Below are 16,282 nucleotides of genomic sequence, written 5' to 3'. Positions count from 1 at the left end.
CCCCGGAAGTGACGCGGCGCCGGCGGGGTGGTCACGGTGATCCGCGACCACCCGCCGGGGGAGCCGCGTTCAGGACGAGCCGCGAGACAGGGCCGACGTCAGGCGGCCGAGGATCTCGTCCAGGACCGCCGGGCTGGTGGCGAAGTTGAGCCGCGCGAACGCGGCGGTGTCAACGGGCGTCTCCTGGGCGAACTCCGCGCCCTCGGCCAGTCTGACCCCCGCGTCGTGCTCCAGGCGCTCGGCGGGTGCGACGCCCCCGACTGGCGTGCCGGTGAAGTCGAACCAGCTCAGGTAGGTGGCCTGCGGCGAGCGGTGGCCGAGGTCCCACGGCAGGTCCGCGGCCCACCGCTCGACCGTCCGCCGGTTGCGCTCCAGCGTCCGCATCAGGTCCGCGTGCCAGTCCGCCGACTCCCGCCACGCCGCGACCGTGGCCGCCCGGCCCACGATGGACGGCGTGCCGAAGTAGTCGTACGGCATGCGCGACAGCGCCTCCCACACGCCGTCGTGCCCGACATGGGCGACGGCGCAGCGCAGCCCGGCGATGTTGAACGCCTTCGTGGCGGAGGTCGCGGTGATCGTCCGCGCCGCCGCCGCGGGCCCGAGCGAGGCGAACGGGACGTGGCGGTGCGGCGCGTAGACGAGGTCGGCGTGGATCTCGTCCGAGACGACCACCAGGTCCAGCTCCTCGGCCGCTTCGGCGAGCGCCTCCAGCTCCTCCCGGGTGAAGACCCGGCCGGTCGGGTTGTGCGGGTTGACGAGCACGAGCATCCGGCAGCCCGCCGCCCGCAGCCGGTCGGTCAGACCCTCGGCCGCGAAGCCCCAGCCGTCTGCGGTCCGCGTCATGGGCAGCGGCACGATCCGGCGCCCCGCCCGCGCGATGCTCGCCAGGAACGGCGGATAGGACGGCACGTGGATCGCCACCCCGTCGCCGGGCCGGGTGGCGTGCTCGACCATCACCTGGAGGATCTGGATGAGATCGGTCAGCACGCGGACGCGACCCGGGAGGGGCGCCCAGCCGTGCCGCCCGTCCATCCGCTCCGCGAACGCCTCGGCCACCGGGTCCTCGCCCCGCCAGAAGGGGTAGCCGAAGTCCTCCCGCTCGGCCAGCCGGATCACGCACTCCCGTACGGCCGGCGGCACGCCGAAGTCCATGTCGGCGACCCACGCGCCGAGGACGCCGGGTGCCAGGGAGCCCCACTTGACGCCGTGGCCCGACCGCAGCCGGTCGACGTCGACGTGGGCGAAGGGGTCGCGGGTCATGACTGTCCTCTCATCCGGGAGCCGATCCCGGGGTCGGGCGTGGAGGCGGTCGCGGAGGCGACGATCCAGTCGCGCAGGATCTCCATCTGGCCGTGGTGCTGGGCCAGCTCCTCGTACACGTGCAGGAGCGCGGCCCCCTGGGTCAGCTCGCGGGCGGGCCCGAGGAACGCGGCGGGCGGTGTGCCCCGCAGCGGCTCGGCCGGCCGCGCGGCCCGCACGTCCACCGCCAGCCGGTCCCGTACGGCGGCGGCCCGTTCGAGCAGGGGGCCGACGGGCCCGGCGGCGGCGAACTCCGCGTCGCGGTCCCGGACCACCTCCCGGCCCGCCACGAGTGCGCCCGCCCAGTACGAGACCACGCCGAGGCAGTGGGTGAGCAGGGCGTGGGGAGAGTTCGCGCCGGGGAAGGGCGGCCGGACGTTGGCGAGGTCGTCGCCCAGCTCGGCGACGATGCCGGTCATCCCGTCGAGGGCCCGGCAGGCGAAATAGAGGTAGTCGTCTTCGTCGATCACCGCGACCTCCGATGGCGTCACTGGTTCAGGGGGTGACGATAGTGCTTGCCGTACCCCGATGTCACCTGCCAAGGTGGTGATGTGGATTTCGTCTTCGTCGGCGGGAACCTGGCGCTGGACTTCGCCGGCACGCTCAAGTGGCGCCGTACCCGCCCGGAGGAACTGCTGCGCACGCCCGGCGACCTGGCGCGATGGTCGGTGGAGGCGGGCGTGCTCACCGGGGAGCCGTCACTCGGCGCCGAGGACCTGCGCACGCTGCTCGGCCTGCGCGAAGCGGTCTACCGGCTCGTCGCCGCCGCGCTGGACGGCCGTCCCTGGCCCGGTGAGGATCTCGGCGTGCTCAACCGGGCGGCCTCCGCCGTGCCGCCGCGGCTGACGCTCGGCCCGGGCGGTCTGGCGCGGGAGGGAGGCGCGGCGGAGATCGGCGCGGAGGTCGCCCGGTCGGCCGCCACGCTGCTGGCGCAGATGTCCGCGGGGGTGTCCTCCGCGGGGTCCCCGGTGCGGGTGCCGGTGCGGGTGCGGGAGTGCGCCCGCACCGAGTGCACCCGCCTGTTCGTCGACCGCTCGCGGGGCGGCACCCGGCACTGGTGCGGCATGGAGGAGTGCGGCAACCGGGTCAAGGCCGCCAGCTACCGATCGCGCAAGAAGGGATGAGCGCTCATCCGGTGAGGCGGGCGGCCACGACCGCGGCGCAGCGGGGGTCGAACAGGATCGTGTAGTGGTTGCAGTCCGGCACGACCTCGTCGCGCAGGCCGGGCAGTTGCGCCGCCCACCGCGCGGTGAGGTCGTCGGGGAGCATCCCGACGTCCTGGTTGAGCAGCCCCCGGGGCGCGCGGAGCAGGAGCGGCGCCGGTTCGACGGCCTTCAGGGCCGTCCCGATCGCCTCGTGCTCGGTGAGCAGCCAGCGGCCGTCCTGCCGCACGGCGTCCTCGCGGGCCCGTGAGCGGACGGCGCCGTCCGGCCCCGTGGCGTCGTAGCGCACGTACTCCTCGACGAGCGGGGACCAGTCGTGGGCGAGCGCGGGATGGGCGCGGAAGAAGTCGAGGTAGGCGTCCACGCTCGGATAGGTCTGGGAGAGCCGGACGATGGCCGGGCCGAGCGTCGCCTCCAGCACCGCGTCGGGGTCGGCGCCGGGCGGCAGCGGCAGCGGCAGCCCGCCGTCCACGAGCACCACCCGGGCGTAGCGCCGGTGCGCGCCGTGCAGCGCCGCGACGTAGGCGCCCATCGAGTGCCCGGTGAGCACGCTCGTGCCGTCCGCGCCCACGTGCTCGGCGACCCGTTCCAGGTCCTCGGCGTGGCGGTCCAGGCCGTACGGGCCGGGCAGATCGGCGCTGTGGCCGCGCCCGCGCAGGTCCACGGCGACCAGCGACCAGCCGGGCGGCAGCGCCTCGGCCACCGCCCGCCACGCCATGAGGGAGGCGGTGATGCCGTGCGCCGCGATGATCAGGCGGGGACCGCCGCCGAACCGGGTGATCCGCAGCCGTCCGCCGGGGACGGCGACCTCATCGATGTCCATGGTTCGGACTGTACGGTACGACCCTCTCAGGTATCGCCTGTCCCGATATGTGTCTTTAAGCTCTCCCATATGGGTGAACGTCTGATCGTCATCGAGCACGAGGCCGACGCCGGCCTGGGCTTCTTCGCGGGGTGGCTGGAGGCCGCCGGAGTCGAGGCCGAGGTCGTCCGGCCGTACAAGGGGGAGCCGGTGCCCGGACGCGCCGCCGGCGGGCTGCTGGTCCTCGGCGGCGCCGCGGCGGCCTGGGACGACGAGGGGTACGGCTGGCTGCCGGCCACCAGGGACCTGATCGCCCGTGCCGTGGACGAGGGCGTGCCGACGCTCGGCATCTGCCTCGGCGCCCAGCTCATGACCATGGCTTGCGGCGGGACCGTCGAGCGCGGCGGCGCGGGCCTGGAGATCGGCCTGGGGGAGATCGAGCCGCTGCCCGAGGCCGCGGCCGACCCGCTGCTGTCCGCGCTGCCGTCCGGCCCGGTCCGGGCGATCCAGTATCACTACGACGCCATGACCACCCTGCCCGAGGGCGCCGTACGGCTGGCCACCGGCGCGCGGTACGCCAACCAGGCCTACCGGCTCGGCGACCGGGCCTGGGCCGTGCAGTTCCACCCCGAGGCCACGCCCGCGATCTTCGCCTCCTGGACCGGCGGCGGGGAGCTGCCGCCCGAGCGGGCCGAGGAGCTGAACGCGCAGGTCGAGGCGGCGGGGGACGAGCTGGAGGCGACCTGGAAGCCGCTGGCCGAGGCGTTCGCGGCCCAGCTCGCCCGGCGCTGACTCACCTGGGCCGTGCATGGACTGACATGGGGGGAGGGGCGCGCGGGGAAAACCCGTGATGGGCCGATTACGCAGAGAAACCGCTAAGGACGCGCACAAGGCGGAGGGTTAGCGTGTGCGCTGAGCCCGGCACGCGCCGGGCGGCGACATCCAAGGTCGGCCTCCCGGTAGGGGCCGATCTCTGCGAGGAGGCTTCCGACCCATGTGTACGGTTACTGGGAAGGTTCGTCTCGGGGGGCCGACGTGATCGACGTCGGGGTGGAGGAAGGAACGGTGAACGCCGCGCCTCGGATACAGACGACGGCAGGGCGCCTGGCGGCGCTCGGATTCGCCGACGGCGCGCGGGCCGAACGGCTGCTCGACGAGCTCGGCCCCGAGGCGGTCGGCGATTTCGCGCTGCTCGACGACCTCGTGAGGGCCGCCGACCCGGATCTGGCGCTCACCACGCTGAGCCGCCTCGTCGAGCGGGACCCGAGCGTGCTCGGGGCGTTCCGCGCCGACCCGGACCTGCGCCGCAGGCTGCTCGGCGTGTTCGGGCTCAGCGCGGCGCTCGGCGAGCACGTCGTGCGGCACCCGGAGTGCCTGCCGTCGATCCCGTGGACGCGGTGGTCCACGCTCGGCGACCTGCGTGAGGAGATGCTGCTCGCGGTCGGGGCGGACCCGGGTGCGGCCGAGCCGGTGGCCGAGCCCGCGGCCGAAGGGGGCACCGCCGGGCCGGGCACGGCAGGGCCGGCGATGGACGCGCTGCGTGTCGCCTACCGCAACCGCCTGCTGCACCTGGCCACGCTGGACGTGACCGGCGAGTGCACCCTCGCCGAGGCCGCCGCCGCGCTGGCCGACCTCGCCTCGGCCGCGCTGGAGGCCGCCCTCGCCATCGCCAGGGCCGAGGTGGCCGACGCGGGCGACGTGCGGCTGGCCGTCATCGGCATGGGCAAGTGCGGGGCCCGCGAGCTGAACTACATCTCCGACGTCGACGTCGTCTTCGTGGCCGAGCCCAAGGAAGGCGTGGACGAGACCAAGGCGCTGCAGATCGCCACCCGCCTCGCGCAGGGCATGATGCGGGCCTGCTCGGCGAGCACCCCCGAGGGCGCGCTGTGGGAGGTGGACGCCAACCTGCGCCCGGAGGGCAAGATGGGCCCGCTCGTGCGCAGCATGGAAAGCCACCTGACCTACTACCGCAGGTGGGCCAAGACCTGGGAGTTCCAGGCGCTGCTCAAGGCGCGCCCGGTCGCGGGCGACCTGGAGCTCGGCCAGGAGTACGTCGCCGCGGTCAACGAGCTGGTCTGGCAGGCCGCCGCCCGGCCCAAGTTCGTGGAGGACGTGCAGGCCATGCGCCGCCGGGTGGAAGCGCACGTGCCCGCGGGCGAGGCCGACCGGCAGATCAAGCTCGGGCCGGGCGGGCTGCGGGACATCGAGTTCGCCGTCCAGCTCCTCCAGCTCGTGCACGGCCGATCCGACCCGCTGCTGCGCCGCCGGGCCACGTTGTCGGCCCTCGCCGCCCTCTCCAGGGGCGGCTACGTCGGGCGCGACGACGCCAAGGCGCTCGCCGAGGCCTACACCTTCCTGCGCCAGGTCGAGCACATGCTCCAGCTCCACCGGCTGCGCCGCACCCACGTGGTGCCGTCGGACACCGCCGACCTGCGGCGGCTCGGCCGGGGGCTCGGCATGACGACCGACCCGGTGGGGGAGTTCACCACCACCTGGAGGCGGCACGCGCTGGAGGTGCGGCGGCTCCACGAGAAGCTGTTCTACCGCCCGCTGCTGCAGGCCGTCGCCCGGCTGCCCGAGACCGAGGCCCGCCTGTCCACGGCCGCCGCCACCGCGCGGCTGGAGGCGCTCGGCTACGCCGACCCCGAGGGCGCGCTGCGTCACATCGCCGCGCTCACCAGCGGCGTCTCCCGCCGGGCGGCCATCCAGCGGACGCTGCTGCCGGTCATGCTCGGCTGGTTCGCCGACGCCCCCGACCCCGACGCCGGCCTGCTCGGCTTCCGCCAGGTGAGCGACAAGCTCGGCACCACGCCCTGGTATCTGCGCCTGCTGCGCGACGAGACCGCCGTGGCCGAGCGCCTCGCCCACCTGCTCGGCACCAGCAAGTACGTCACCGGGCTGCTGCTGCACGCCCCCGAGGCCGTCGCGATGCTGGGCTCGCCCGCCGAACTCGCCGTACGGCCCGCCGCGACGCTCGCCGCCGAGGCCGCCGCCGCCGTGGGCCGCCACGCGGAGGACGCCGAGACCGCCGTCGCCGCCGTGCGGGCGCTGCGCCGCAGGGAACTGCTCCGCACGGCATGCGCCGACCTGTCGGGTCTGATCGACATCGAGGAGGTCGGCCAGGCCCTCTCGTCGCTGAACGACGTCACGATCCAGGCGGCGCTGGACACGGCGATCAACAAGGTCACGCTGGAGCGGCGGGCGCCGTTCCCGACGCGGATGGCCGTGATCGCCATGGGCCGCCTGGGCGGCCTGGAGAGCTCCTACGCCAGCGACGCCGACGTCATGTTCGTGCACGCGCCGCTGCCCGGGGTGGCCGAGCGGGACGCGACCGGCGCGGCCCACGCGGTGGCCGAGGAGACGCGGAGGCTGCTCGCGCTGCCCGCCCCCGACCCGCCGCTGCAGCTCGACGCGGGCCTGCGGCCGGAGGGACGCCAGGGACCGCTCGTGCGCACGATCGCCTCCTATCGGGCCTACTACGACCGCTGGGCCTCGCACTGGGAGGCCCAGGCGCTGCTGCGGGCCCGGTTCTGCGCGGGCGACGCCGAACTCGGCCGCGAGTTCGTCGCGCTCATCGAGCCGCTGCGCTACCCGGCCGAGGGCATCTCCGCCGACGCCGTACGCGAGATCCGCAAGCTCAAGGCGCGCATGGAGGCCGAGCGACTGCCGCGCGGGGCCGACCCGGCCCTGCACACCAAGCTCGGCAGGGGCGGGCTGAGCGACGTGGAGTGGGTGGCCCAGCTCGTCCAGCTGCGGCACGCGGGAGCCGTACCCGCGCTGCGTACGACGCGCACCCTGGACGCGCTGCGCGCGGCGGCGGGGGAGGGCCTGCTCGACCCGGCCGACGAGGAGGTGCTCGCACAGGCGTGGCTGTTCGCCTCGCGCATCCGCGACGCCCTCATGCTGGTGCGCGGCCGGGCGGCCGACAGCATCCCGACCCCGGTCAAGGAGCGCGTGCTGCTCGCGCGGGCGCTCGGCTATCCGCCCGAGGGCACCGAGGACTTCGTCGAGGACTACCGGCGCGCCACCCGGCGGGCCAGGACCGTGGTGGAGCGCGTCTTCTACGAGGACTGAGCCCGAGCAAGAGCCCGGGCAAGGGCGATTGCCGCCTTGGCGCGCGGCTTGTTCCGTATGACGCATATGTGTGCGGATCGGAGCGTTGCCATCGCAGCCCGTAACGTGTATCAACGGGTGCGGGTGATCTCTTTGATCTCGTATTACGCAGACCTGGCCATCGGGCTGATCCTGGCCTTCCTGCTGCTGTCGCTTGTCGTCAGCGGCATCAACGAGGGCATCGTCAGGCTGCTCGGCATCCGCAGCAAGTTCCTGTGGGCGTACCTGCGCGACACCCTCGACGGCGCGGAGACGGCGGACGGGACCTCCCGGCTCGACCGGATCCTGGAGGCGCTCAAGAGGCTCGGCCGCACGGCGCGGACGCCGCTGACGCAGGAGGAGGGCCGCTCGCGCCTGCCCGCCAGCGTGTTGGGGGTGTTCGCGCGGCTGCCGTTCGGCCGGGACCCGCGGCCCGCGTTCAGCCGGCAGCCGCCGCCCGTGGAGAGCCCGCCGCTCGCCGCCGCCGCCGACTCCGTGGCCGCGGAACAGATGGCGACGGAACAGATGGCGACGGAACAGACGACGGCGGGGCAGGCGACGGCTCCGGCGGGCGCGTCGGCGGATCCCGCGCACCCCGCCGGGCAGGCCGATCCCGTGGAGACCGCCGTCCTCACCCTGGATCCGGCGCAGGACGGCGCGGCGGGCGGCGTGCTGCCGCCGGGCCAGGGCAAGTCGATGGCCGAACTGCTGCACGAACGGCTGCAGGAGATCGACCACGCCAAGCGCGGAAGGACGAGCATCGCCGACATCCCGCCCGCGCGCTTCGCCGTCGCCGTGATGGAGATCGCCACCGAGCACGGCGGCGTGGAGGCCCTCATGCGGGACCTCGACGCGCTGAAGAGCCCCTTCTCCCGGCCGCTCAAGGCGGTGTGGGACAGGGCGAGCCACGATCTGGAGGCGTTCCGCCGCGGCGTCGAGGACTGGTTCGACGGCGAGATGGAGCGGCTCAGCCTGCTCTACCGCCGCTACGTCCGCTGGGTCCTCGTCGCGCTCGGCCTCGTCGTGACGCTGGTGTTCAGCATGGACTCCCTGGAGTACGGCAAGACCCTGCTGCGCGACAACGCCTACCGCAGCGCGGTGACCGCCTTCGGCCAGACGGGCCCCCAGGCGCTGGAACCGCTGCGCGAGCAGTGCGAGCCGGGCCAGGACCCCTACGCGTGCGTCACCGACGTGCTGAGCACCCCGGCGTTCGTGAAGATCTTCACGAACGCCCCGGTGAGCGTCACGATGGACGCGTCCGACGGCCCGGCGTGGGCCTGGCACGGCGGCGACTGGTGGCGGCGTCTCACGTCGCCGGGCCACTGGCCGGGGTTCCTCATCACGCTGATCGCCCTGTTGTTCGGCGCGCCGTTCTGGTGGGATATCCTGCGCCGGGTGAGCGGCCTGCGCGCCCGGACCTCCGGCTCCACCCCCTCCTGACCGGCCGTACCGCCCCCGGCCCGCTTTCCCGCTGTTGCTGTCACCCGTGCACACCGGATGTGAGATGACCGCCGTGAACGACGACGAGTCGCGGTCGCCGCGACGGCTCGCGACGCGCTACTTCGACATGTGGAACACCGGCGACGTCTCGGCGGCCGAGGAGATCCTGAGCCCGGGCTGGGTTGATCACGCGCACCCCGAGGTGGCCGGGCCGAAGGGCGTGCGGGAGGCGGTCGGGCGGATCCGCGGCGCGCAGCCCGACCTCCGCTTCCGGATCGACGCCGTCCTCGGAGAAGGCGACCTGGTGGCGGTCGTCGGGAACGCCGGCCGCGGCCAGGACGCGGACGGCACCCCGCTGGTCTGGCTCATCCGCGTACAGGACGGCCTGCTCGCCGAGATGTGGACCTACCGCGGCACCGGCGGGTGATCGGCGAGGGCCGTTCCCGACATCGGACGGCCGCGCGGCGGAACCGGCAGCGCCCCGGCCGGCGCGAGCCGGGGCGCCGGCGGCGGCGCGGCCCGCCTCAGGGCTCGAGGTCGGTCACCCCTCTGCCGCTCGACATGTCGAGCGGCACGGAAACCTGGTCGTGCGCGATCAACCACTCGCCGTCGGACTTCCGGAAGCAGAAAGTGCCCCGGACCCACATGCCGCTCGTCGCCGTCCCGTTCTCCAGCGTGCCGCTGAGCCGGCCGAAGCAGTGTCCGAACGCCACCGTGTCGCCCACCGTGACCGTCAGGTCGCGCACCTCGTAATCCACCTCCTGGAAGAACGCGAACACGTTCACCCAGTTCTTCAGTTTCGCGTCCACCCCCACGTGCTGCAGCGGCGGCTCGACGTCGAAGGACACGACGTCCGCCGCGTAGAGCCGCCTCAGGCCTTCGAGATCCTTGGCCCGGATCCCTTCGACGATCCTGGCGATCCGCTGCCAGATCTCGGCTTCGTCTTTCTCGCGTCGCGTAGACATCGCTACCCGTCCCTCTGACTCGGTGGGAAATTTCGGCTTCTCACTGGTACGACCGGACAGCACCGCGAAATGTCAGGTCGCGGCGACGGTGGCCGGGGAAGCGGCGCGCAGCGGCGCGAGGGCGGCGCTCCAGGCGACGACATGGTCCAGCAGCGTGTCCAGGGCGCTGACGCTGTGGGGGCCCGGCTTGAAGACGGTGTAATTCTCGAACTCGGTCACCAGCGGCAGTGTGACCTGCGGGGTCACATCCGCCAGCTGCACCGCCCCGCAGACGAGCCGCAGCTGCTCGACCGCGCGGGCGCCGCCCACGACGCCGTACGAGACGAACCCGGCCGCCTTGTCGTTCCACTCCGCGTACAGGTGGTCGATGGCGTTCTTGAGCGCTCCGGGGGCCGAGTGGTTGTACTCGGGAGTGACGATCACGAACCCGTCGAACGCGGCGATGGTGTCCGCCCAGGCCCTGGTGTGCTCGTGCTGATACCGGCCCCCTGACATCATCGCCGGCGTCGGCTCGTCCAGGTGTGGCAACGGGTGGTCAGCCAGGTCGATCAGCTTGAACTCGGCGTCCGTGCGGCGCGACGCCGTCTCATGGACCCACGCGGCGACCTGTTCGCCCCTGCGGCCGGGGCGGATGCTGCCGAGTATGATTCCGATCTTGATCATTGCTCTCCTGCTCTCAGGTCGGTGCTTCGAGCAGTACGACAACGTGGCACCCCGGAATGTGAGGCGAGGAGCCGACCTCACAGTTCACCGCGCTGTCTTGTCGGACCGGTAAGGGCAGAATTCGACCCAGGGAGCGTCCGGAACCATGACCACCCATTCGGGACCAGGAGACGACCGGTCCGACGCGGGCCTGAGCGCGATCATCAGCGAGCGGCGTCAACTGATCAATCTCGCCTACCGCCTGCTCGGCTCCCTGGCCGAGGCCGAGGACGTCGTCCAGGAGACCTACCTCCGCTGGTATGCCATGTCCCCGCAGGAGCAGGACGCCATCGCGTCTCCCGGCGCCTGGCTGACCAAGGTCGCCGGCCGCATCTGCCTCAACCTGCTCTCCTCGGCGCGGGCCCGGCGAGAGACCTACGTGGGCGAATGGATCCCCGAGCCGCTGCCCGACCCCACGGAGTGGATCAGCGGGCGGCCGGACGGCATCAGCGTCGACCCGGCCGACCGGGTCACCCTGGACGAGTCGGTCAGCATGGCCTTCCTCGTCGTGCTCGAGGCGATGACCCCGGCCGAGCGCGTCGCGTTCGTCCTGCACGACGTCTTCCGCTACTCCTTCGCCGAAGTGGCCGAGATCGTCGGCCGCACTCCGGCGGCCTGCCGCCAGCTGGCCTCCTCGGCCCGCCGTCGCATCCGCGACTCACAGACCGCCGCGACGCCGGCGTCCCGGCAGGCCGGGATCGTCAGGGACTTCAAACAGGCATGGGAGGCCCGGGACATCAACGCCCTCCTCGGGCTCCTCGACCCCGGCGCCACGGGGATCGCCGACGGCGGCGGGCTGGTCAGCGCACTGCTCCGCCCGATCGAGGGCGGAGAGCGGATCGCACGTCACTTCGTCGGCCTCGCCGCCCTGGCGCCCGGCCTGACGCTCCTGGAGCGTACGGTCAACGGCCAGCCCGGCCTGATCGCCCAGCAGGACGGTGTCACCGTGTCGGTGTTCGCGTTTCAGGTCGAAGGCGACCGGATCAAGCGCATCTGGGCCGTGCGCAACCCCGACAAGCTCCACCCCTGGACGACGGGCTGACCGGGCCGCTCACCCCGGCAGGCGGGTCTCCCAGGGTTCGCCGGTGGTCCAGGTCCAGCTGGTGATCATGGTGCGCATCAGCCGGGCGGCGGTCGACAGGTGGCTGCCGGCGCCCCAGTACAGGGCGACCGTGCGACGGCAGTCGGGGCTGTCGACGGCGATCCAGGCGAGGGGGGCGCGCGGGTCGCCGCGGCGCGCGAAGGCGGGGACCAGGCCGATGCCGAGTCCCGCGCTGATCAGCTCCGCGATGGCGCTGTGCTCGTCGCTCTCGCAGACGATCTTCGGGGTCAGGCCTCGTGCCGCGAAGAGCCGGTCGAGCAGCCGGCGCAGCCAGTGCCCCGTGCGGGCGGTGACGAAGGGCTGCCCGGCGAGTTCCTCGATGCTCACGGACGTACGGCCCGCGAGCGGATGATCGAGCGGTATGGCCACCCCCACCGCCTCGTCGAACAGCCGCGTCGACTCCAGGCCTTCGGCGTGGATCGGCTGCGAGGCGACACACAGATCGACCTCCTGGGCGCGCAGGCGGCGGGCCATGTCCTCGGCCAGGGACCAGTGGAGCTCGATCTCGACGGAGGGATGGGCTCGCTTGTAGGCCGCCAGCGGGCCGGTGAGGGTGAGGAAGGTTTCCGACGCCAGTCTCACGGCGCCCAGGCCCTCGCCGGTGGCCTCGGCGACGGCGCGCCGCCCCGCGTCGAGCTCGCCCAGGGCCCGTTCGACGTGATCGCGGAAGTGCTTGCCCGCGTCGTTGAGCCGTAGCCGGCCGCTCCGGTCGAACAGGGGCGTGCCCAGTTCGCCCTCCAGTCGGGCGATGGTGCGGCTCAGCGACGGCTGGGCGATGTGAAGCTCGTCGGCCGCCCGGCTGAGGTGCTCGAGCCGCGCCACCACCAGGAACTGCTTCAGCGCGTTCAGGTCCATCATGACTCCCCGGGCATAGCGCCATAGCAATATTGATCTTAGACACCATAACTTCGCGGGCATAGTGTCGGGGCCGTTCAGGAACAAGAACGGAGTGAGGGGGGATCCGCATGCTCACCGTGGCCGCGCCCCGGACGGCACCCACGGGATGGCTGCTGCGCGCCGTCGTCAGCGCGCACGCGGCGGCGATCGCCGGCCAGCCGGTGTTCGCGGGGGTGTATCTGACCGGCGACTACGCCGGTCTGAGCCTGCACAGGGCCGGCGCCGACGTCGTCACCTCCATCGGGTGCCTGCAGGCGGTCGTCGCGATCGCGGTCTGGGTCCGGCTGCGTCAGGCCTGGCCGTTTCTCGCCACGGCGGCCCTGGTGGCGGCCGAGACGGTGCAGTACTTCGCCGGGCTGGACGGGGCGCTGTGGTTGCACCTCCCCCTGGGGGTGATGACCGTCGTCGCGGTCGCGGTGCAGTTCATCGACGTATGGCGGCGGCCTGTCCTGCGACAGGAGGCCGGCGGTGCGTGACAGCCGTGGCATGACCAGGCGGCGGGCCCTGGGCATCGGCGGGGCGCTCGGGTTGACGGCCGCCGCGGGGCTGACGAGCGCGGGCGCGCTGGCCCGCCGGCCGGCGATCACCGGCGCCGTGCTGCGCAGCGCCGTACCGCTCCCGCCCCCGTTCCAGGTGCCGCTGCCGATTCCCGCCGTGCTGAAGCCGGTGAGCACCTCCGGCGGCGCCGACCGTTACGAGATCACCCAGCGCGAGGCGAGCGTGGAGATCCTGCCCGGTGTCACGACGCCGATGTGGACCTACGCCGGGACCTTCCCCGGACCGACGATCGAGTCGCGCCGGGGCCGGCCGGTCACCGTCTCACACCGCAACGAGCTGCCCGTCCCGACGGTCGTGCACCTGCACGGCGGCCGGACACCGGCGGCCTCCGACGGGTACCCGACCGACCTGCTCCTGCCCGGAGGCCGGCAGGAGCGCTCTCTGCACATGGGACAGGGCTCCGGGCACACGGCGCACGGCTCCGGGCACGCCATGCACGACCCGAGGGCCGTGGTGACCGAGCTGACGCGGGACTACACCTTCCCGCTGGACCAGCGGCCGGCGCTGCTCTGGTATCACGACCACCGGATGGACTTCACCGCCCCCGCGATCTGGCGGGGCCTGGCCGGGCTGCACATCGTGCGCGACGACGCCGAGGACGCCCTCGGCCTGCCCGCCGGGCCGCGCGAGCTGCCCCTCGTGATCGCCGACCGGGCGTTCGCCGCCGACGGCGGCCTCGCCTACCCCGCCCTCGACCCCACCCTGCGCGTACGGCCCGGCGTCCGCGAGCCGTACCTCGCCGGGGTCCTCGGCGACGTCATCCTCGTCAACGGCGCGCCGTGGCCCGTGCACGAGGCCGACGCGGCCCGCTACCGGCTGCGCATCCTCAACGCCTCCAACGCCCGCCACTACGAGCTCGAAGCGGTCACCAGTGACGGGCGCCGCCTCGACCTCGTCCAGATCGGCGCCGACCAGGGACTCCTCGCCGCGCCGGTCGTCCACACGCTGCTGCCCATCGCGCCCGCGGAACGCTACGACGTGGTCGTCGACTTCTCCGGCGTTCCGATCGGCGGCCTCGTCAGGGTGGTCAACCGGCTCGGCTCCGGCCGCACCCGCGACGTCATGGCCTTCCGGGTCGCGCACAAGGCCTCCGACGGCAGCCGCGTCCCCCGCACCCTGTCCGCCGACCTGCCGGCCTGGCGGCGCTCGGACGCCGTCAGGGTGCGCGATTTCGCCTTCCGCGCCGGGCGGACGCACGCGGGTCGCGGCTGGCTCATCGGGGGCCTGCCGTTCGACCCCGCCCGCACCGACGTCACCACCCGGCTCGGCGACGTCGAGGTCTGGCGGCTCGTCGCCGACGTCCACCATCCCGTCCACCTGCACCTGGTCGGCTTCCGGGTGCTCTCGCGCGGCGGCAGGCCGCCGCTGCCCCACGACGGGGGACTCAAGGACACCGTCTCGCTGCGGCCCGGCGAAGCCGTGGAGATCGTCACCCGGTTCGACGGCTATCGCGGCCGCTACCTCTTCCACTGCCACAACGCCGAACACGAGGACATGGGCATGATGGCCAACCTCGAGATCGTCTAGACCACCCGGGGCCCTGCGTCTCCATGACGGCGACGCAGGGCCGCGGCGCGTCAGGCCACCTTCGAGGACGGAGCGGTCCAGGTGTTGCAGGCCATGGGGTCGCCGGATTTGAATCCTTCGTTGGCCCAGTAAGTGATCGACTTCCTGTTCCCGCTGTACTTGCCCGCCCAGCCGCGCAGGTAGTAGAGCAGATCGTCCCAGTCCTCGTGGGCACGCCGGAAGGACTTCCAGACGCTTCGCAGAGAGGCTCCGGCGAAGCAGGAGCTCTGCAGGCTGTATCGCCGTGTCTGCTCGGTGAGTTCGGCCTTGCTCCCGTAGTCGAGTCTGTACCAGGCCCGGTAGATGCCGGCGGCGTTCTGCACGTGCTCCCCGTACTGCGTCGCCAGCAGGTTGAACAGGTAGAGATCCCCCGGCTCCTCCAAGAGGTCCTTGGAAAGCACGATCAGGATGGTGTGCGACGCGTCGCAGTAGTAGCCGTCCCAATCGTCCTTGCGCCACTTGGCACCGCAGTACTTCGCCGGCACCTGGGTGGCGTACGTGAGCTTCACCCGGGACAGCTTCAGGCCCGCCTGGTCGAATTCAGGGCCCCAGGAGCGGGTGAGGCAATTCAACATCTCATTCAGGTAGGCCTTGGCGGACCTCGCGTCCTTCTTCTTCACCGGTCTTTCCCGGCAGTCGGTGGCCGGCAACGGTCCCGCGCCGTACAGGCGGTTGTCGGTGAGCGTCTTGCTCGTGACCGGGTGGGCGGCGGCCGTGCCGGAGACGGCAGGGACGAGCCCCAGTGCCATCGAACCGGCGAGTGCAATCGTGGCGAGTTTCACGGACGACGAGGTTAAACCACACAAATGTTCACCGGAAGCCTTTTTGTGGATATCAACCCGCTTGTTTCGCGGATGGCAGCGAGGTGTATAACGAGGCGGCGGCAGCCGAAAGCGGATATGGAGCGTGCATGGTCATCAGACGCGCCGAACCGGCGGACGTGAAGGCGATCGCCGCCGTCCACGTCCGGTCGTGGCAGGCCGCCTAACTGGGCTCATGCCCCAGACCCATCTCGACGGGCTCACCCCGGCCGTGCGCCTGATGCCCGAGGCATGGGGCGCCGCTACCGCCGGACCCTGCGCCGTTGACCTGTCGGCCGGCCCGGTGATAGATGCTTGGGCAGCGTCGCGGTGCACCCGGCAAACAGGCCGCCGAGGGCATGGAGGCGCCGGCACAAGGGATGACCTTGACGACATCGCATGGACGCCTGACGGCGTTCGGCAACCAACTGATCGACGTACACATCTGGCTTCGCGAGGAGCTCGCGGCGCTGCGCGAGGACATCGACGCCTATCTGGCGGGCGGCGCGCGGCCCCGCGAACTGCGGGCCCACTGCCTGGCCTTCTGCTCCGCGCTGAACCGCCACCACACCGGTGAGGACGAGGGCGCCTTCCCCGAGCTCGCCCGGCGGTTCCCCGAGCTGCGCCCGGTGCTGGAGGAACTGCGCCGCGACCACCGCCTGGTGGAGGACTCCCTCCGAAGGCTCCAGGCTCTTGCGGGCCGTCTGGACCAGGCGACGGACCCCGCCGAGGTGCACCGTGAGCTGGACAGCCTGGCCGCGCTGATGGAGACGCACTTCGTCTACGAGGAGAAGCGGATCGTCTCGGCACTCAACGCGCTCGACGCGCCGGACTGGCACCGCTCCCGTCCCGAGTTCCTGCGTACGGACGAGGGTGGAGCCTGAGCGGGACGGGGG

16 protein-coding genes are annotated in these 16,282 nt (G+C 72.7%); 9 read left to right on the top strand and 7 right to left on the bottom strand.

The features are described 5' to 3' along the window. Positions 1–69: 69 nt before the first annotated feature. Together ABZ860_RS06445 and ABZ860_RS06440 are read right to left on the bottom strand one after the other, a co-directional pair. Positions 70–1,260, bottom strand: coding sequence for an aminotransferase class I/II-fold pyridoxal phosphate-dependent enzyme (locus tag ABZ860_RS06445; protein WP_357215922.1), 1,191 nt, complete (start codon positions 1,258–1,260; stop codon positions 70–72). After that, positions 1,257–1,769, bottom strand: a complete 513-nt coding sequence (locus tag ABZ860_RS06440; RefSeq protein ID WP_357215920.1) for a DinB family protein — start codon at positions 1,767–1,769, stop codon at positions 1,257–1,259. Before ABZ860_RS06440 ends, ABZ860_RS06445 begins: the two co-directional genes overlap by 4 nt. Positions 1,770–1,850: 81 nt before the next feature. Here ABZ860_RS06440 and ABZ860_RS06435 point away from each other — a divergent pair, with 81 nt between their 5' ends. Then, positions 1,851–2,423, top strand: coding sequence for an ABATE domain-containing protein (locus ABZ860_RS06435; protein WP_357215917.1), 573 nt, complete (start codon positions 1,851–1,853; stop codon positions 2,421–2,423). A 4-nt stretch (positions 2,424–2,427) separates the two neighbouring features. Here the strand turns inward: ABZ860_RS06435 and ABZ860_RS06430 are convergent, their stop codons facing one another. After that, a complete protein-coding gene (locus tag ABZ860_RS06430) occupies positions 2,428–3,285 on the bottom strand; it encodes an alpha/beta fold hydrolase (RefSeq protein ID WP_357215915.1) in 858 nt (285 codons plus the stop codon). Positions 3,286–3,354: 69 nt separating this feature from the next. Here ABZ860_RS06430 and ABZ860_RS06425 point away from each other — a divergent pair, with 69 nt between their 5' ends. The 4 genes from ABZ860_RS06425 (at position 3,355) to ABZ860_RS06410 (ending at position 9,223) form a co-directional block, all read left to right on the top strand. Further along, complete coding sequence (locus tag ABZ860_RS06425) at positions 3,355–4,056, top strand: type 1 glutamine amidotransferase (protein WP_357215912.1); 702 nt, start codon at positions 3,355–3,357, stop codon at positions 4,054–4,056. A gap of 273 nt (positions 4,057–4,329) precedes the next feature. Beyond that, the gene (locus ABZ860_RS06420) at positions 4,330–7,338 is read left to right on the top strand and encodes a bifunctional [glutamine synthetase] adenylyltransferase/[glutamine synthetase]-adenylyl-L-tyrosine phosphorylase (protein WP_357215910.1); all 3,009 of its coding nucleotides are present in this window, start codon (positions 4,330–4,332) and stop codon (positions 7,336–7,338) included. 132 nt (positions 7,339–7,470) lie between these two features. After that, positions 7,471–8,796: a hypothetical protein gene (locus tag ABZ860_RS06415; RefSeq protein WP_357215907.1), complete on the top strand. Its 1,326-nt coding sequence runs from the start codon at positions 7,471–7,473 to the stop codon at positions 8,794–8,796. Between the two features lie 64 nt (positions 8,797–8,860). Next, positions 8,861–9,223, top strand: a complete 363-nt coding sequence (locus ABZ860_RS06410) for a nuclear transport factor 2 family protein (RefSeq protein ID WP_357215904.1) — start codon at positions 8,861–8,863, stop codon at positions 9,221–9,223. A 97-nt stretch (positions 9,224–9,320) separates the two neighbouring features. Here the strand turns inward: ABZ860_RS06410 and ABZ860_RS06405 are convergent, their stop codons facing one another. Further along, the gene (locus ABZ860_RS06405) at positions 9,321–9,761 is read right to left on the bottom strand and encodes a nuclear transport factor 2 family protein (RefSeq protein WP_357215901.1); all 441 of its coding nucleotides are present in this window, start codon (positions 9,759–9,761) and stop codon (positions 9,321–9,323) included. 72 nt (positions 9,762–9,833) lie between these two features. Then, positions 9,834–10,424, bottom strand: a complete 591-nt coding sequence (locus ABZ860_RS06400) for an NAD(P)H-dependent oxidoreductase (RefSeq protein ID WP_357215898.1) — start codon at positions 10,422–10,424, stop codon at positions 9,834–9,836. A gap of 145 nt (positions 10,425–10,569) precedes the next feature. Between ABZ860_RS06400 and sigJ the strand changes: the two genes are divergently transcribed. Further along, positions 10,570–11,505, top strand: a complete 936-nt coding sequence (sigJ, locus tag ABZ860_RS06395) for an RNA polymerase sigma factor SigJ (RefSeq protein ID WP_357215895.1) — start codon at positions 10,570–10,572, stop codon at positions 11,503–11,505. 9 nt (positions 11,506–11,514) lie between these two features. Here sigJ and ABZ860_RS06390 read toward each other — a convergent pair whose 3' ends face one another. Further along, complete coding sequence (locus tag ABZ860_RS06390) at positions 11,515–12,423, bottom strand: LysR substrate-binding domain-containing protein (RefSeq protein WP_357215893.1); 909 nt, start codon at positions 12,421–12,423, stop codon at positions 11,515–11,517. Positions 12,424–12,530: 107 nt separating this feature from the next. On the opposite strand from ABZ860_RS06390, the gene ABZ860_RS06385 reads away from it, so the two are divergent. Beyond that, positions 12,531–12,938 (top strand): hypothetical protein, encoded by a 408-nt coding sequence (locus ABZ860_RS06385; RefSeq protein ID WP_357215890.1) that lies wholly within the window; start codon positions 12,531–12,533, stop codon positions 12,936–12,938. Next, positions 12,931–14,547 (top strand): multicopper oxidase domain-containing protein, encoded by a 1,617-nt coding sequence (locus tag ABZ860_RS06380; RefSeq protein ID WP_357215887.1) that lies wholly within the window; start codon positions 12,931–12,933, stop codon positions 14,545–14,547. Before ABZ860_RS06385 ends, ABZ860_RS06380 begins: the two co-directional genes overlap by 8 nt. Positions 14,548–14,597: 50 nt before the next feature. Here ABZ860_RS06380 and ABZ860_RS06375 read toward each other — a convergent pair whose 3' ends face one another. Beyond that, complete coding sequence (locus tag ABZ860_RS06375) at positions 14,598–15,368, bottom strand: hypothetical protein (RefSeq protein WP_357215884.1); 771 nt, start codon at positions 15,366–15,368, stop codon at positions 14,598–14,600. Positions 15,369–15,772: 404 nt separating this feature from the next. On the opposite strand from ABZ860_RS06375, the gene ABZ860_RS06370 reads away from it, so the two are divergent. Beyond that, the gene (locus ABZ860_RS06370; RefSeq protein ID WP_357215881.1) at positions 15,773–16,270 is read left to right on the top strand and encodes a hemerythrin domain-containing protein; all 498 of its coding nucleotides are present in this window, start codon (positions 15,773–15,775) and stop codon (positions 16,268–16,270) included. Positions 16,271–16,282: the final 12 nt, after the last annotated feature.

Origin of the sequence: Microbispora sp. NPDC046973, assembly GCF_040644495.1 — a bacterium.
Classification (GTDB): Bacteria; Actinomycetota; Actinomycetes; order Streptosporangiales; family Streptosporangiaceae; genus Microbispora.
The sequence above is the reverse complement of the archived record's forward strand: the minus strand, read 5'-3'. Positions and strand labels throughout refer to the sequence as shown.

Excerpts from the sequence above, each read along its gene's own strand:
- ABZ860_RS06445 (WP_357215922.1), bottom strand. The coding sequence starts at position 1,260 with ATGACCCGCGACCCCTTCGCCCACGTCGACGTCGACCGGCTGCGGTCG.
- ABZ860_RS06430 (WP_357215915.1), bottom strand. The coding sequence starts at position 3,285 with ATGGACATCGATGAGGTCGCCGTCCCCGGCGGACGGCTGCGGATCACC.
- ABZ860_RS06425 (WP_357215912.1), top strand. The coding sequence starts at position 3,355 with ATGGGTGAACGTCTGATCGTCATCGAGCACGAGGCCGACGCCGGCCTG.
- ABZ860_RS06410 (WP_357215904.1), top strand. The coding sequence starts at position 8,861 with ATGACCGCCGTGAACGACGACGAGTCGCGGTCGCCGCGACGGCTCGCG.
- ABZ860_RS06405 (WP_357215901.1), bottom strand. The coding sequence starts at position 9,761 with ATGTCTACGCGACGCGAGAAAGACGAAGCCGAGATCTGGCAGCGGATC.
- ABZ860_RS06400 (WP_357215898.1), bottom strand. The coding sequence starts at position 10,424 with ATGATCAAGATCGGAATCATACTCGGCAGCATCCGCCCCGGCCGCAGG.
- sigJ (WP_357215895.1), top strand. The coding sequence starts at position 10,570 with ATGACCACCCATTCGGGACCAGGAGACGACCGGTCCGACGCGGGCCTG.
- ABZ860_RS06390 (WP_357215893.1), bottom strand. The coding sequence starts at position 12,423 with ATGATGGACCTGAACGCGCTGAAGCAGTTCCTGGTGGTGGCGCGGCTC.
- ABZ860_RS06385 (WP_357215890.1), top strand. The coding sequence starts at position 12,531 with ATGCTCACCGTGGCCGCGCCCCGGACGGCACCCACGGGATGGCTGCTG.